General features: G+C 38.2%; 13 protein-coding genes and 1 pseudogene. 7 read left to right on the top strand and 7 right to left on the bottom strand.

Features of this window, described 5'->3' with window-relative positions; all coding sequences use genetic code 11:
- Positions 1 to 340: 340 nt before the first annotated feature.
- From B5473_RS07900 to B5473_RS07895, 3 genes and pseudogenes are all read right to left on the bottom strand, one after another.
- Positions 341 to 1,887, bottom strand: a pseudogene (locus tag B5473_RS07900) (IS3 family transposase).
- 230 nt (positions 1,888 to 2,117) lie between these two features.
- Positions 2,118 to 2,267: a hypothetical protein gene (locus B5473_RS20640; protein WP_176142051.1), complete on the bottom strand. Its 150-nt coding sequence runs from the start codon at positions 2,265 to 2,267 to the stop codon at positions 2,118 to 2,120.
- Positions 2,260 to 2,646 (bottom strand): DnaB-like helicase C-terminal domain-containing protein, encoded by a 387-nt coding sequence (locus B5473_RS07895; RefSeq protein ID WP_303047311.1) that lies wholly within the window; start codon positions 2,644 to 2,646, stop codon positions 2,260 to 2,262. The genes B5473_RS20640 and B5473_RS07895 overlap by 8 nt, the downstream gene beginning before the upstream one ends.
- 212 nt (positions 2,647 to 2,858) lie before the next feature.
- Between B5473_RS07895 and lexA the strand changes: the two genes are divergently transcribed.
- The 4 genes from lexA to B5473_RS07875 all read left to right on the top strand — a co-directional run bounded on the left by lexA (position 2,859) and on the right by B5473_RS07875 (position 8,640).
- The gene (gene lexA, locus B5473_RS07890; RefSeq protein ID WP_079524376.1) at positions 2,859 to 5,297 is read left to right on the top strand and encodes a transcriptional repressor LexA; all 2,439 of its coding nucleotides are present in this window, start codon (positions 2,859 to 2,861) and stop codon (positions 5,295 to 5,297) included.
- Positions 5,297 to 5,938 (top strand): ribonuclease H1 domain-containing protein, encoded by a 642-nt coding sequence (locus B5473_RS07885; protein ID WP_079524375.1) that lies wholly within the window; start codon positions 5,297 to 5,299, stop codon positions 5,936 to 5,938. The genes lexA and B5473_RS07885 overlap by 1 nt, the downstream gene beginning before the upstream one ends.
- An 805-nt stretch (positions 5,939 to 6,743) precedes the next feature.
- Complete coding sequence (locus tag B5473_RS07880) at positions 6,744 to 7,703, top strand: nucleoside hydrolase (protein ID WP_254865273.1); 960 nt, start codon at positions 6,744 to 6,746, stop codon at positions 7,701 to 7,703.
- A gap of 433 nt (positions 7,704 to 8,136) precedes the next feature.
- Positions 8,137 to 8,640, top strand: a complete 504-nt coding sequence (locus tag B5473_RS07875; protein ID WP_079524373.1) for a DUF421 domain-containing protein — start codon at positions 8,137 to 8,139, stop codon at positions 8,638 to 8,640.
- A gap of 112 nt (positions 8,641 to 8,752) precedes the next feature.
- Here B5473_RS07875 and B5473_RS07870 read toward each other — a convergent pair whose 3' ends face one another.
- The gene (locus B5473_RS07870; protein WP_254865272.1) at positions 8,753 to 9,772 is read right to left on the bottom strand and encodes a VanZ family protein; all 1,020 of its coding nucleotides are present in this window, start codon (positions 9,770 to 9,772) and stop codon (positions 8,753 to 8,755) included.
- 91 nt (positions 9,773 to 9,863) lie between these two features.
- A complete protein-coding gene (locus tag B5473_RS07865) occupies positions 9,864 to 10,205 on the bottom strand; it encodes a winged helix-turn-helix transcriptional regulator (RefSeq protein WP_079524372.1) in 342 nt (113 codons plus the stop codon).
- Positions 10,206 to 10,310: 105 nt separating this feature from the next.
- On the opposite strand from B5473_RS07865, the gene B5473_RS07860 reads away from it, so the two are divergent.
- The 3 genes from B5473_RS07860 (at position 10,311) to B5473_RS07850 (ending at position 12,555) form a co-directional block, all read left to right on the top strand.
- Positions 10,311 to 10,694 carry a RidA family protein gene (locus B5473_RS07860; protein WP_079524371.1) on the top strand — a complete coding sequence of 128 codons (384 nt, stop codon included), beginning with the start codon at positions 10,311 to 10,313 and terminating at the stop codon, positions 10,692 to 10,694.
- 162 nt (positions 10,695 to 10,856) lie between these two features.
- The gene (locus tag B5473_RS07855; RefSeq protein WP_079524370.1) at positions 10,857 to 11,450 is read left to right on the top strand and encodes a hypothetical protein; all 594 of its coding nucleotides are present in this window, start codon (positions 10,857 to 10,859) and stop codon (positions 11,448 to 11,450) included.
- A 349-nt stretch (positions 11,451 to 11,799) separates the two neighbouring features.
- Complete coding sequence (locus tag B5473_RS07850; protein ID WP_079524369.1) at positions 11,800 to 12,555, top strand: IclR family transcriptional regulator; 756 nt, start codon at positions 11,800 to 11,802, stop codon at positions 12,553 to 12,555.
- Between the two features lie 125 nt (positions 12,556 to 12,680).
- On the opposite strand, the gene B5473_RS07845 is transcribed toward B5473_RS07850, so the two are convergent.
- Together B5473_RS07845 and pxpB are read right to left on the bottom strand one after the other, a co-directional pair.
- Positions 12,681 to 13,676: a 5-oxoprolinase subunit C family protein gene (locus B5473_RS07845; protein ID WP_079524368.1), complete on the bottom strand. Its 996-nt coding sequence runs from the start codon at positions 13,674 to 13,676 to the stop codon at positions 12,681 to 12,683.
- The gene (gene pxpB, locus B5473_RS07840; RefSeq protein ID WP_079524367.1) at positions 13,673 to 14,407 is read right to left on the bottom strand and encodes a 5-oxoprolinase subunit PxpB; all 735 of its coding nucleotides are present in this window, start codon (positions 14,405 to 14,407) and stop codon (positions 13,673 to 13,675) included. The genes B5473_RS07845 and pxpB overlap by 4 nt, the downstream gene beginning before the upstream one ends.
- Between the last annotated feature and the right edge of the window lie 22 nt (positions 14,408 to 14,429).

Here is a 14,429-nt window from a genome sequence, read left to right as displayed (position 1 = left end):
ATTCAGCAGCTAAGACTAATACACATTCTTGGCTGCTTTTTACTTTAATTAGTTGACTAAACGTCGCAGGGGAGTTTTTATTTCACGCACCGGGTGCACAAACAATTCTGACAATTCACTACAATTTATGAAAATACATGGAATATGTTAGAGTCTGGATGGCGGTGTTTGTCAATATAGTTGTCGCATCGAGCTATTTTACTTTTCTACTAAACTCCTATTCGTTCCAATCAAATCCCCAATTCAATCGAAGCTAGCGCGCTGTGCTTGCTGTCCTGTTGAAGTTCAATGGAAAGAAAATCGCTTTCCATTGAACTTCAACAGGGAAAAGGGGGATTTTTTATTCCTGAACGACTTCTTTTATCGGATTCAGTGCGACTTGTTGTTGCGCTGACCAATTGCGTGTCTGCCCAGCCCAACGTTCTGGATGCTTTTGTTTGGCTTCTTCATACACTAATTTTCTTTTCTCTAAAATTCCGATATGTTTACCAGTATGGCACTGCACCGGCGTCACAAATTTCAAGGCGCTATGTAAATGTACTTCGTTGTACCAGCGGACAAATTTTAATGCCCAAGCACGTGCTTCCACTACGGACTTAAACCCTTTTCGCGGGAAATCAGGGCGGTATTTCAACGTCCGAAACATCGCTTCTGAATAGGGATTATCGTTGCTGACACGTGGTCTTGAATACGAGCTTTGAATGCCCATTTTCTCCAGAAACCCTTGAAAAGTGGAGGCTTTCATCGGGCTGCCATTATCCGAATGAAGGACGAGTGGTGCACCTTGAATTTTTTCATTCAGTACCGCTTTTTGCACCAGTTGCTCCGCATAGTTTGCTTCTTCGGTTTCCCAAACCTCCCAGCCGACAACCTTGCGACTAAATAAATCAATGATTAAATAAAGACGATAAAACATACCTTTCACAGGTCCTGCTAACCACGTAATGTCCCATGTCCATACTTGATTCGGTGCCACAGCAAGATGACTTTCCGGTACCCGCTTCGTCGGTTTTTGACTAAAGCCTCGGTGATTTTGCATCTTTTCTTCGCGTAATACACGGTAAAATGTTGATTCTGAAGCGATGTACGTTCCTTGATCGGCTAACTTTGGGACAATTTGTGTTGGTGGTAAATCGGCATATTCATCCTGCTTCACAACGGTTAAAATCTCTGTTCGTTCTTCTTCGGACAGCTTATTTTTCGGTAGGGGACGCTTAGCGATAGGGCGTTGGTCCCACTGGATTTCCCCGTCCTTTACCCAACGTTCATACGTGCGAACACTAATATGCAATTCTTCACATGCTTTTGCCAATCGCGCCCCGTTTCGGTTCGCTTCTTGAATCAATTCTACTGCGAGTTTGCGATTTGACGGGCAGGTCATTCTTCCTCGTCGTCCCCCCAAATCGCTTGGGCCTTTTTTCGAAGGAGTAATAAGGCTGCCGCTTCTGCCAATGCCTTTTCTTTCTTCTGTAAGTCCTTCTCCAACGCCTTTGCCCGCTGCTTTTCTTCCTTTAATTGCCCATTCAACTGCTTTGCCTGATCAAATGCCTGACCATTTGCCTGAAGACAAACTTCTTTCCACGCTTCGATCTGCTCACGATATAAGCCTTTTCGACGACAATATTCCGCTAACTCAGCTTCATTCATCGAGAAGGTTTCCATTACTACTAAAAATTTATCATGGCTGTTCCATTTGTCGCTTGTTTGACCATTGCCAGGTGTTGCACTACCTGCTGCACGTGCTTCCTTGCGCCATTTATATAGGGTGGCTTCTGTAATGCCTGTTTCCTCATTTATTTTCGCTACCGCTTCGTTTTGTGGTGGCATCATGCGTGCAACAACGGCTTTTTTTTGTTCAGCCGTGTAGCGGATACGTTCTCTTTTCATTGTCATTTGTCTCGACCTCCGTGTTTTTACTTTACTATGCCACGTAAGCTCGGTACGACATCTATCCTAACAGAGGGGGTCTTCATTACGCTCACCTCTATCGATTACTTGTTTGAATATATAATAATCGATTATAATCGATTAATCAATTAATTAAATAATGCGTATTGTATAGGTATATGATTTAAGTAGGCATTAGATACTTAATGATTATTTTTCAACAGATAAGATTACTCCGAGAAGTAATAGATACTAGGTATAGGAAGTGTTAGTTTTTGTAAATAGCCTTTCTTTAAAGCAAGATAAATCCAGTAAGCACCGAAGTTTTCCTCATGTTTGATCATCCCCAATAGAAGGTTATAGACACTCATTTTAGGCATTCACTTCGCTCCTTGTCCAAATATGTCCTGTTTTTTTGTTATAGATGGCTTTTGCTGTATCAGTCGGACCGTTGCGGTTTTTCGCGACGATGAATTCCAGTAAATCAGGAGAATCGGTCTTTTCTGTTTCATAATACGAGTTGCGGTACAGCAAAATAATGACGTCCGCATCTTGTTCGATGGAGCCGGAATCACGTAAGTCACTCATTAATGGTCGCTTATTGCTGCGCGCCTCAACATTGCGGTTGAGCTGTGACAGGCAAACAACCGGACAGTTAAACTCCTTTGCCATTTGCTTTAAAGCGCGGCTGATTTTACCCATCGCCATATTCGAATGCTCATAGTCGCCATCCGTCTGAATAATTTGTAAGTAATCGATTAATATTCAGTCTATATGTATTGAAGAACAACAGGTTTTTTAAATTGGATTTTTGAAATCATTCTACAATATGATTTACCCCATCTTTTTAACTCAACCCATTCTCCATTACCTCACACCTCTGCCATTTCGATCTTTTTCAACAATAGTTGCTAAATAAACTATCTATTAATACAATTGAACTAACAGCATTTACCAGAAGGGGTGGCAGGATGAAGCTGAATATGGAGCAGAGAAGGCTTGTGGAGTTGGAGCCAAATGGGCACTTGATGGTGAAAGGTGTTGCGGGTTCAGGAAAAACGACGGTGGCTATTCGTCGTATTTCGTTTTTGCAAAATCATTATACACCTGAACAGGATGATTCGATTTTACTAGTAACATACAATAAAACGTTACTCCAATATATTAAGCATCATTACGAAAAGATTGTTGAAGAGGAAGACCAGTGTATTGAAAATCTTTTTGATACGCATTCAGATGTAAAAATTACGACAATCGATAGTCTTATGTATTCGTATTTTTATAAATATATAAGCCGAACAAATCAAAAGTTGAAGATTGCTAGTAAAGTGCAGGAACGTCAAGCGATGCAACGTGCGATTCAGCTTGTTCAACAGCGCTATGCGGAAAAGAAAATATTAACGCTAAAAAACAGTGATTTCTTATTGGACGAGGTTAATTGGCTTGTAGCATGTCGAATTGAACAACTGGATGTATATCAACAACTGGATCGTACTGGGCGCGCTTCAGGAGGCAAGGGCTTACCGCAGAAGCTTATGAAAAACTCAGATATTCGTCAGGCGATTTTTGAACTGATGGAGCTCTTTAATGAACTCCTCGCGCAGCAGGGGTTAGTCACATTTGTGAAAATGAATGCTCTTGCACTGGCTGAGGCGGAGCAGATGGATTACGGGAAATATACGCACATTATTATAGACGAAAGCCAGGATTTAACGCGCTTACAGTTAGAGTTTTTAAAATGTATTTACAAAGAAAAGCCCTATTCTTCTCTATTATTTGTAGCAGATAATACACAGAGTATTTATTCGCATTCGTGGCTTGGGAAAGGTCGTTCCTATACGACGATAGGCTATGATATGAGCGGGAAATCGCGTACGCTCAGCAAAAATTACCGTACAACGACTGAAATTTCAAAAGCAGCTTATGATTTAATTGAGCACGATCAAACGATTCATAATAATATCGATTTTGTTAAACCTTCACTCATTGATCGACATGGAGAGGCGCCAATTTATCGTTATTTTAGAAAAAGTGAGGAGCAACTCGCATTTTTAATAAAGGAAATTCGAGAACTTTCAAATGACTACCGGTTAGGGGATATTTGCATTGCTGCCAAGGAAAAGCGCCTAATTGAAAGTGTTGCACAGAGCTTGGAAAGTGAAGGAATTGGTTGTGCTATTTTGCACGAAGATGCTGACTTTGGCCAAGAGAAAGTAAAACTTGTAACGATGCATTCGATTAAAGGGCTTGAATTTAAGGTGATATTTCTTATTGATTTAAGTGAAGGCGTTATTCCAAATAATAAGCTGTTTGAAATGGATGAGGAAGAAGCCCTTATTTCTGAAGAACGTAAGCTGCTTTACGTAGGGATGACCCGTGCGAACGAATTGCTGTATATGTCGTCAGTAGGAAGACCGTCAAGCTTTATGAAAGAGCTGAATTTTGAAAATTTTACAATGAAACGTGACTGTCGCTTACATCCATTTAAGTCAATCGGCATTCAAAATTATGAGCTGACAGAACGTATTGTTGATTTAAATGCGAAAGAAGAAGTGATTCGCCAATGGATTATAAAAGAGTTGAAGCGTTCTTATCATTATCCTCTCGAATTACTGGAATTAGAGTTTCCCGTACAGTTATTTTCACGTAAAGGCTATGTAGATATCGCCGTAATGATCTATAAAAATGGACAGGCACTGCCTTATATTTTTATTGAAGTAAAGCAATTTGGTCACGGTGTTCAAGATGCAGCAGAGCAGCTGAAATCGTACATGCAGGCAGATCCACGCGTACATTATGGATTAGCTACAGATGGCTTAGAGGTAATATGCATTGATCGAAATGGTGAAATCATTGCTGATATACCGAAGTGCCAGCCGCAGTTTTTACCTGAGACAAAAAATGTACGTCCCTATATCAATTTAAAAAACTCTAAAAAATATAATATCACAACAGAAATTGATGATGAAAACATGGTGGAATTTATTGACGTTGATTCAGGCTTATTTATGGAATACGATACGATTTGTCATATTCCACATATAGGTAATGTTGCAGCCGGTGTACCAATTTCGATTGACGTAACCTATGACGAGTTCATTGCATTACCGAAAGCGTGGCTAGTAGCTGAGGGGGATACTTTTGCACTAACGGTAACAGGCGACAGTATGATCGGAGCAGGTATTGATAAAGGAGATAAGGTGATTGTTCATCGACAACAAAGTGCACAAAATGGGGATATTGTTGTAGTTATTATTGCAGGTGAAGCAACAATGAAAAAATTCATGCGTATGGGTGATTCAGTGTTGCTTCTTTCTGAAAATGAAAACTATGAGCCAATTCAAATGCAAAAAGAAGATGTTTTGATTAATGGTAAAGTGATTGGAGTCTTGAAAAAGGAGAAGAATTGATGGCTAAGCAAAAATATTATGTCGTTTGGTCCGGAAAGAAAACAGGTGTTTATAAAACATGGGAAGATTGTAAAGAACAAGTTCACGGTGTGAAGAATGCAAAATTCAAGTCATTTCCTAATGAACAGGAAGCAAAAGCAGCCTTTGAAAACGGCTATAGTAAAAAGTCATTGATTACCGATGCCAATAAAAATACTAAACAGCTCATACTTTTCGGAAATGACGAATATATCGAGGAAAGTATTTCAGTGGATGCCGCATGCAGTGGAAACCCTGGGGATATGGAATATAAAGGTGTGTATACCAAAAATGGCAACGTAATTTTTAAATTTGGACCTGTAGCGAATGGGACCAATAATATTGGGGAATTTTTAGCAGTAGTTCATGCGCTCGCTTTGTTAAATCAAAAAGACAGTTCGCTACCTGTTTATACGGATTCGCTCACTGCAATTAGCTGGGTACGTAAAAAGAAGGTCAATACACAAATCTCTCGCAATCATAAAACCGAAAATATTTGGCACCTTATCGAAAGAGCTGAAAAATGGCTCCACCAAAATACTTATTCCAATCAAGTGTTAAAGTGGCAAACGGAGAGATGGGGAGAAATTAAAGCAGATTTTGGACGTAAAAACCTACGTTAAGTCGTTCATTCGAAAAGCAGCTTAAGCAGTTATCTTTGTGCTGTATGTTAAAGAGTGTTGATTAAAAATAAAGTGGCATGATAATTTTTATCCATTATTTTAATTAAATAGAGTTTCATATATAAAAACAGCTTGCTAGTGGCGACTAGAGCGTAAAAATAGAATAGGAATTCCTCTCTTTTTGGATACAAAAGTTAGGTGTATTTAAAGCTCAACGGTGTGGCTGATTTGGTCAATATCGTTGGGCTTTTTTATGCGCTTCAGTCTTCAGCAAAAAGCAAACTTCTTAAAAACATAGATGAAACATAGAGCTTAGTTTTAATGATGATAATTTCAGACGTAACAGAAAAAATTAAACCTATGTATATATATTATTGGAAATAGAAATTTAATTTTGTGAGGAGGGAAATAGCATGGACTTTTTTGACCGGAAATTAGAGTTTATGTAGTTGAATCATCACAAGCATGAGCTGAATTCCTACTCTATGAACCAATCCCTGTTGGTACCCATACCTAATACAAACAACTCCTTAAGCATGAATGTTTGTGCTTAAGGAAATTTATGGAGTAGTTTTGTTAGAAAATCCAAAAAATAAGAAGGTGACTGAGATCATCCGGATATAGAAAAAATCGAGAAGGATACAGAAGACTTAATGCTCATCGAGTTTTCTCAACATGAAGATATAGATAATTAAATCCAAGTATATCTTGATTTTATCAGAATGTACTTTTTTGCTTTAATTAACACAGTGGTTATGGCAATCTAATACTGAGACTATAAATGAAAGAATTGGGTGAAAACAGCATGATAAGACGACCGCTAATTATTGACACAGATCCAGGCATTGATGATGCAATGATGCTAACAGTAGCATTTGCTAATAAGGATATTTTTGATATTCGTTTAGTAACGACTGCATCTGGAAATATTTCGCAAAGTAAGGCGAATTACAATGCACATGCATTTTTAAATTATATTAAAGAAGACGTTACGATTGCACGAGGGCTTGAGCAGCCTATGTTCCGTAAGCTTGAAGTAGCAGAGGAGATTCATGGTGCATTTGGGTTTGGAAAAGTAGAGTTTCCGAAAGTGGAAGTACCCGCAAATGTCCGTCCAGCAGTTGCAGCGATGCGTGAAACGATTTTAGCGAGTGAGGAGAAGGTAACGATTGTTGCGACAGGTCCTTTAACAAATGTCGGTGCATTATTAATCGCTCACCCAGAAGTAAAGGATAACATTGAAACGATTTCATGGATGGGTGGCGCAGCTCAAGGTGGTAATAAAACAGCCGTTGCCGAATTTAATGCCTTTGTAGATCCGCATGCCGCTCAAATTGTGATGCAATCAGGCGTACCGATGAGCATGTGTGGGTTAGATGTGACTCACAAAGCATTCGTCACACAAACCGAAGCGGAAAAAATTCTAGACATCGGTACAGAGTTTGCGCAAAAGGCTTATGATCTTGTGACATACTATTTGGACGTAGCCAAACCGACACCTTTTAGTGAGCCGCATTACGCCGATGTGCTCCGCTTCCATGACGTTTCTGCCATCATGTATTTACTGCATCCTGAGTTTTTCAAAGGAACAGACTACTATGTAGAAATGTCAACAGAGGGTATTACAACAGGTGCGACAGTCGTAGATTTACACAATTCAACAGGCAATAAACCAAACGTGCATGTATTGCACGATGTTGACCGCGAAGCATTTGTTAACGTATTTATGGATGCCGTGCAGACGATTTCAGATCGATTATCATAAGAGGCGCTGGCTAAAAAGTTCCAAATTTTACCTTCCCTAAAGGATTCTTGTGGCAGTTCAGCATCTATGGAATTTGACATAAGGAAATAGATAATTAAACCCGAGTATATCTTGATTTTATCAGGATGTACTTTTTTGTATTAATTACATTAGTTAGGGCAATCCGAGGGGGAATGTTTAAAACCACCATTATACATACTCTACATCGTGAATTGGAATTTAAGAGAGGGAGTACTTTGTACATGATTATAATAAGAGGTATAGCAGGCATTAAATTAAAGCAATAAGTATTTAGAAGGTTATGAATGGGGTATACAAAAGAGTAGACTTAGCAACTTAAGTGGTTACGAGAATATTTTAGATAAGACTCTTTAACCTACTTTTTAGGATTGCCCACTTAAGAACCTAATTATTACTGAGAGGAGCTGGTAGCATGTTCTCAATAACATTGGACAGTTTTATTCGAATTATCACTGTCGGTATTCTTGCTTATGTCGGTTTAATCTTCTTTCTGCTGACTTCGGGGAAACGGTCATTAACCCAATTAAATGCATTCGATTTAGTGGTAACAGTAGCCATTGGTTCAGTACTCTCTACAATTTTATTGGATAAAAATGTGAGCTTGCTCGAGGGGCTGTTAGCATTTGTCCTGTTGATTTTATTGCAATTCGTACTGACATTTACATCTGTTCGTTGGAAAAAATTCAATAAACTCATCAAGTCCGAGCCGAGCTTACTCTATTTGAACGGTTCATTTCTGAGAGAAACGATGAAAAAGGAAAGAATTAGCGAGGGCGATATACTGCAGTCTGTACGAAATGATGGAATCGGGGACTTAAAGGAAGTTCAAGCCATCGTTCTCGAAAACGATGGCAGCTTATCAGTTATTAATGGAGAATTAGGAAATACCTTGGCTAATGTAAGTAGAGAAAGCTGACGAATTTCACAGGAATTTAAAGAGTGCCAAAATCCTTTATTATCATGGATTTTGGCACATTTCTCTTTTACGGACTATGGATATATAATTCGCTTACTCTGATATTAAATAATTATTTAACCTTTTCTCTAATCCTGTTAATAACCTTCTGCCCCGCATTTTCCTCTGTAACTTTGACATCCCATACCAAGGCATGTGTAATCGGGTTCGCATCTTCACTGTTTATCTTTATTATTAAATCATTCACCTCATTAAGAGGCACTTCAAATGACTCTATGCTATTTTCTCCACTTGTAGTGGTTAACCCGATCGAATAAATTACTTCTCCATTGCTGATAAATTCGATTTCGATACTCTCTGTGCTTGTAGCGTTCAATACATCGTCAGGTATTGCCACATAACCTGTCATAAATTTATATTGGCCTTTTAAAAGATACACGAATTCATTGGTTTTCGTATTCTCTCTATCAATTAAATTAATTTGTGGGGTTACTTCATTTTGGCCAACTGTAAAAGTAGATAAGTTTTTATCCCACTGGATCGACCCATCTTCTTGAATCAAATCATGCAGGGCGACAGTTTCTCCTTGGCCTTTTTCTAAATAATGATTAATCCCGCCAACAATGGTTATTGTTCCGAGAGCAAGCACAATAGAGTTTAGTACGATTCTGATAATTCCTTTAAGGTTATCTCGGTTATTCTTGACGATTCGCTGCGCGGCGAAACCAACAGCAGCACCGAGTGTATTGATAATAATGTCATTGATATCAAAAGCGCCTAAATGTGTCAGCAGTTGAATCGTTTCAAGCAATGTGATCGACAAAATAAAACCGATGATAAAGCGTTTAGTACTACAACGAAACAGGAGGGGAATAACTACGCCAAAAGGGATGAACGCTAAAAAATTCCCATACTCGAAAAACCAGATTTGAAAGGCTTTTCCCATTGGATAGTGTAACGCAATTCCTTCTGGGATTAGGTTATATCGTAAGCTGGAGTCTGTTCCGAGTAGTCCTCTATTAAACCCAAGATATAGGAAATAGAGGATCAGCGCTGTATAGATTGCTAACAGCACAATTGTAATTTTACGTAGATTTATTTGTTTCATAAAATGTCCTTTCTTTTCGCTCATCTACCATTTCACCAGCAAATAAAAGAACGAATTTCATTTTTAGAAATTCGTTCAGTCTCTTAAAAACTATATTATGAAACGCATAAAAATTCTAACTATTTTTTTGATTTTTCAATCCCCAATCACATAACTGCTCCAAAGCCGGCAAAAGGGTTTGTGCTTTAGGGGTAAGGCTGTACTCTACTTTAGGAGGGATTTGCGGATATTCTTTTCGTACAATCATTCCGTCTGCTTCCAATTCTTTAAGCTGTGAACTTAATATTTTGAAGGTAATCGTCCCTAGTTTTCTTTGCAATTCATTAAAACGTACGGTTTCGTGTTCTGCCAATATATAAATAATCAGCATTTTCCACTTGCCGCCAATAATTGATAATGTATAGCCAAAAGGTGTCTCTCGAACGTTGCCCTTCTCTACATAGTCAGACATCCCCATATTTACACTATCCTTTCTGATAGTACCTTTCAAAAAAGTGCGTACTATTTTTTTATTTAGGACTATTTTATATTTAACCTATTCTCAAGTAAAGGAATGGTAAAAATGAAAAAAATTAAAACAGTCAACCACGATCTTTGGGATCATGGCATTTCTCAAGGGTTTAGTGTAGATGGAACAGTCTATATTTCTGGGCAGTTTTCGCATGATTCGGAAGGGGGCTTTGTCGGTGAAAGAGATATTGAAGCGCAAACTCGACAAACGCTGGCCAATCTAGACCGTGTATTAGAAGGATTTAATATTACAAGATCGAACCTTGCTTATTTGGAAATTTATTTAACGAATGCACTAGAGGATACAGGGCCGGCTATCGAAATTTTTAAGGAATATATGGGACAGCATCGCCCAGCCGGCAGCTTGATCGGAGTAAATCATTTGGCTTCACCTGAGCAATTAATCGAAATTAGCGCGATTGCGTATGCGGGATAGATTTAAAATGAAGAAAACGGAGAAACTGAATATTACTTACAATAAATTATATCTTTGTATGGACGCTAATCAATTAAGACTAGTAATATCATGTTTAAAATTTGTTGCTCCGACCAAACTAAGTTGAAATTAAATGACTTGGAATTTTGGGAGGTTAAATTAATGAGTAATAAGCAGTTGGTTTTAGATGAAATAAAGCAAGCGCAACAACTACTGTCAGATAAAGCAAGTATTGAAAATGACTTAATAGAACTGAGAAAGCCAGTCCCGATCTCCTTCATGAAATTATTATTAGTAAGTACCTTATCGATTATTTTATTAGTATTAGCTGGTTTTGAGGATGACATGATATTTTATATAAGTTCGGTGGTCATCATCTCTACGTTTATTTACTTATTTCGTACAAGTGAAAAGTTAACAATTCGAAAGTTGGAAAATAATAAACACCAAATCAATGAATTGAATCAGAAGGCAACGGAACTCAACCATATGTTAAAAACACTTAATATAGGTCCGAAATATTTAGATTCGAACATTCTGGACAAATTTGAAAGTTATCTAATAAATAATCTTGCCGATACATTAAAGGATTGTGCCATTGAATATGCGAGAGAATGTGAGCGAGAAGAACAAATGGCAGAGTTAAGGAAAATCCAGGCGAAACAGGAAGAGTTACTTATTGAATTCAGCAGGATTAAAGAAAATAATGAACCGTTTGAAATTGAAGATTTTAAAAGAAGGATGAAGATAGATTAAAGTTTTAAAAATAAAATTCATGTTAAATTATGCAAAGGCATGTTTTGAAAGTTCTATTCAAAACATGCCTTTTTAAGAATAATTGGAAAGATCTAACCAATACATCCTTATGTATAAGCCGAAATTTTTAATTATTGATAAAATACAAAAAACTCGAAAATAACGCTTCAAATAAAGGGAATTTCGTTCCATAAGAAAATGTGTCTTATTAGATGTGCCCTTACTATAGGTTCCGTTTTATCATCCAATCTTGGTATAATACTTATATTAAGACAGAAAGTGTATCCTAGATTTCAATAAGGGAGTTTTATACATATAGAAAAGAATGGAAAGGGGCAGACTAAAATTAATGAACAACAAAAATAAAACGGTTGTCCGTTCGATGGATATATTAAATTTATTTATAGAGCATACTGAATTAACCTTTCAAGAAATTATTGATCTATCGGGGATTCCGAAATCTTCGGTGTATCGAATGCTCAGGTCATTAGAGGAAATGGAGTTCTTGGAAAAAGGAAGCGATTCGAAATACCGACTTGGACTTTTGTTTCTCAAATTTGGTCAGCTGGTTTTAGGCAGGATTGATTTACGTAAAGTTGCTTATCCGTTTATGCATGAATTACATAATGATGTGAAGGAAGCCATTAACTTAATTGTTAAAGATGGAGATGAAGCCATCTATATTGAGAAAATAGATACAAAACAAAAGGTTCGTTTGTATACTTCAATCGGCAGGAAAAGTCCGCTTTATGCTGGTGCCTGTTCACGTGCAATTTTGTCCTTTTTACCAGATTCAGAAATAGAGACATATCTAGAGTCAATTAACCCAAAATCATTCGCAAACGGGACAATTACTGAAAAAGATAAAATTTATGAAACGATCAAACAAGCGAGAATCGATGGCTATACAATCAGTCATTCTGAATTGGAAAACCATACAGCTGCCATTGCTGCCCCGATTTTTAATCACAATGGAGAAGTTATTGCGGGGATAAGTATCGCAGGAATCGAAGCGAATTATCAGGATGAGAACGTTGAAATCTACGCAAAGAAGGTAAAAAAAATTGCTGAGGATATTTCAATGCAATTAGGCTATAGCAAATAACATAAACGAGGCGGTCTCTGCATCAATTGGATGCGAGATCGCCTCGTTTTGGTTCTAAATACGGTTATGTATCCATGTTCAATCATTTCCGTAACTGCTATTAATTTTTTGATTTTCATGTGCTCTTATTTATGAAGTGCTTTAAACTGGATGCCCATTGCTAATTGACGCAACAATTGCTCTTGGTTGATCAATTCTAATTCTGCTTGTTCAAGAGAAAACTTCTTGAACTGAATGTTACTGTTTGGCTGCATTTGTGCTAAACAAGGGAGATCAACGGAAATGACTTGACCGATTTTCGGATATCCTCCTGTCGTTTGTCGATCAACCATCAGAATAATAGGTTGTCCGTTTGAGGGCACTTGAATGGTACCGTACGTAACGCCTTCCGATAACAATTCAAATTTCTCTGATAAGCTGAGTGATTCGCCTTCCAATCGATAGCCCATTCGATCCGCTTGTGTCGTTAATTTATAGGGCTTCGAGAAAAACGCTTGTTGGCTTCTGGTATCAAAACGTTCGAACTCAGCACCATGTAACACCCTGATCGTTTGTGTTTTATCGAATGTTATAAACTCTCTATAATCGACAGACCAATTAAAGTGAGTCGTCGTTTTTTCGAGCTGATGAACAAATGCCCGACTGATTGGATTGAATTCTCCGCTGTCCAATACATCTCCTTTTTGTAATGCTCTGCCTTGAAGCCCTCCAATTGCTGCGCGCAAATAAGTGCTTTTACTTCCCATAACTTCCGGGACCATGATTCCACCAGCGAATGCCACGTAGGCCCTACACCCATTAATTGCTGACTTAAATTTTAAAACAGATCCTTTGCGAATCAGGACAGGTCTCCACATAGGAGCTTTTTCTCCATCAATTGTAGGCTGCAGGTCTCCACCAGTAATGGCAACTAACTCATCCGTGTCAAATTGGAGCGTTGTCCCTAAAAGTGTTATTTCAAGCGCTCCTTCGCCTTCGTCATTGCCGACAAGTAAATTTGCAATTCTAAGAGAAATCGGATCCATTGCGCCACTTACGATGACGCCAAACTTTTGTGAACCGAATCTCCCTAAATCTTGAATCGTAGTCAATAATCCAGGATGAAGTACTTTAATGCTCATTGTTTCATCTCCTTATAGACAGCATACTCTTCAAGCGTTATCGGTACATAGCGGATTCGATCTCCAGCCTGTAACAGAGTTGGCGGTGAAAGTTCCGGAAGAAACAAATCAAGCGGAGTCCTGCCGATAATTTGCCATCCTCCGGGAGTTTCCAACGGGTAGATGCCTGTTTGTTTACCAGCAATTCCTACAGAACCCGGTGCGATAGCTAGACGTGGTGAATCCTTACGTGGTGTTGCAATTCTTTCATCCATCCCGCCCATAAACGGAAACCCAGGGGCAAAGCCAATCATATAAACTAAGTACTCATTTGACGTATGAATTTGAATGACATCTTCAACAGAAAGTCCGTGATAACTTGCTACATATTCTAAATCCGGACCAAACTCTCCTCCGTACACGACTGGGATTGTTATTAATCGTTGTTCGGAAGTTTCACTTGTTTCTAATTGATCCAGCAGCGATAAGATAAACGCACTTACTTTCTTATAGGGACTTGCTGATTCTTTAACCGTGTTTGATAAAAAGACGGCAAAAGGATTGTAATAAATTGTAAGGCTATTATAAGAAGGAACAGATTCAATCAATCCTGTAAACGGCTCTTTTTCTAATAGATTGCAAAGGTTTTTCACTTTTTCATGGACGGCAAGGCTGATTCCATCACCTAACTGAATGACTAGCGCAGAATCCCCTAAGGGCCTTATGTGTGCATTAATTTTCTGATAGGCCATTATAAACAGCTCCTTAAGGTTT

Source organism: Solibacillus isronensis (genome assembly GCF_900168685.1).
Lineage (GTDB): Bacteria > Bacillota > Bacilli > Bacillales_A > Planococcaceae > Solibacillus > Solibacillus isronensis_A.
Note: the sequence above shows the minus strand (reverse complement) of the source record. Positions and strands in the feature narration are given on the sequence as shown.

What these genes read in the sequence shown, in the direction of transcription:
- B5473_RS20640 (WP_176142051.1), bottom strand. Translation starts at nt 2,267, where the DNA reads ATGCCTAAAATGAGTGTCTATAACCTTCTATTGGGGATGATCAAACAT.
- lexA (WP_079524376.1), top strand. Translation starts at nt 2,859, where the DNA reads ATGAAGCTGAATATGGAGCAGAGAAGGCTTGTGGAGTTGGAGCCAAAT.
- B5473_RS07885 (WP_079524375.1), top strand. Translation starts at nt 5,297, where the DNA reads ATGGCTAAGCAAAAATATTATGTCGTTTGGTCCGGAAAGAAAACAGGT.
- B5473_RS07880 (WP_254865273.1), top strand. Translation starts at nt 6,744, where the DNA reads ATGATAAGACGACCGCTAATTATTGACACAGATCCAGGCATTGATGAT.
- B5473_RS07875 (WP_079524373.1), top strand. Translation starts at nt 8,137, where the DNA reads ATGTTCTCAATAACATTGGACAGTTTTATTCGAATTATCACTGTCGGT.
- B5473_RS07870 (WP_254865272.1), bottom strand. Translation starts at nt 9,772, where the DNA reads ATGAGCGAAAAGAAAGGACATTTTATGAAACAAATAAATCTACGTAAA.
- B5473_RS07865 (WP_079524372.1), bottom strand. Translation starts at nt 10,205, where the DNA reads ATGGGGATGTCTGACTATGTAGAGAAGGGCAACGTTCGAGAGACACCT.
- B5473_RS07860 (WP_079524371.1), top strand. Translation starts at nt 10,311, where the DNA reads ATGAAAAAAATTAAAACAGTCAACCACGATCTTTGGGATCATGGCATT.
- B5473_RS07855 (WP_079524370.1), top strand. Translation starts at nt 10,857, where the DNA reads ATGAGTAATAAGCAGTTGGTTTTAGATGAAATAAAGCAAGCGCAACAA.
- B5473_RS07850 (WP_079524369.1), top strand. Translation starts at nt 11,800, where the DNA reads ATGAACAACAAAAATAAAACGGTTGTCCGTTCGATGGATATATTAAAT.
- B5473_RS07845 (WP_079524368.1), bottom strand. Translation starts at nt 13,676, where the DNA reads ATGAGCATTAAAGTACTTCATCCTGGATTATTGACTACGATTCAAGAT.
- pxpB (WP_079524367.1), bottom strand. Translation starts at nt 14,407, where the DNA reads ATGGCCTATCAGAAAATTAATGCACACATAAGGCCCTTAGGGGATTCT.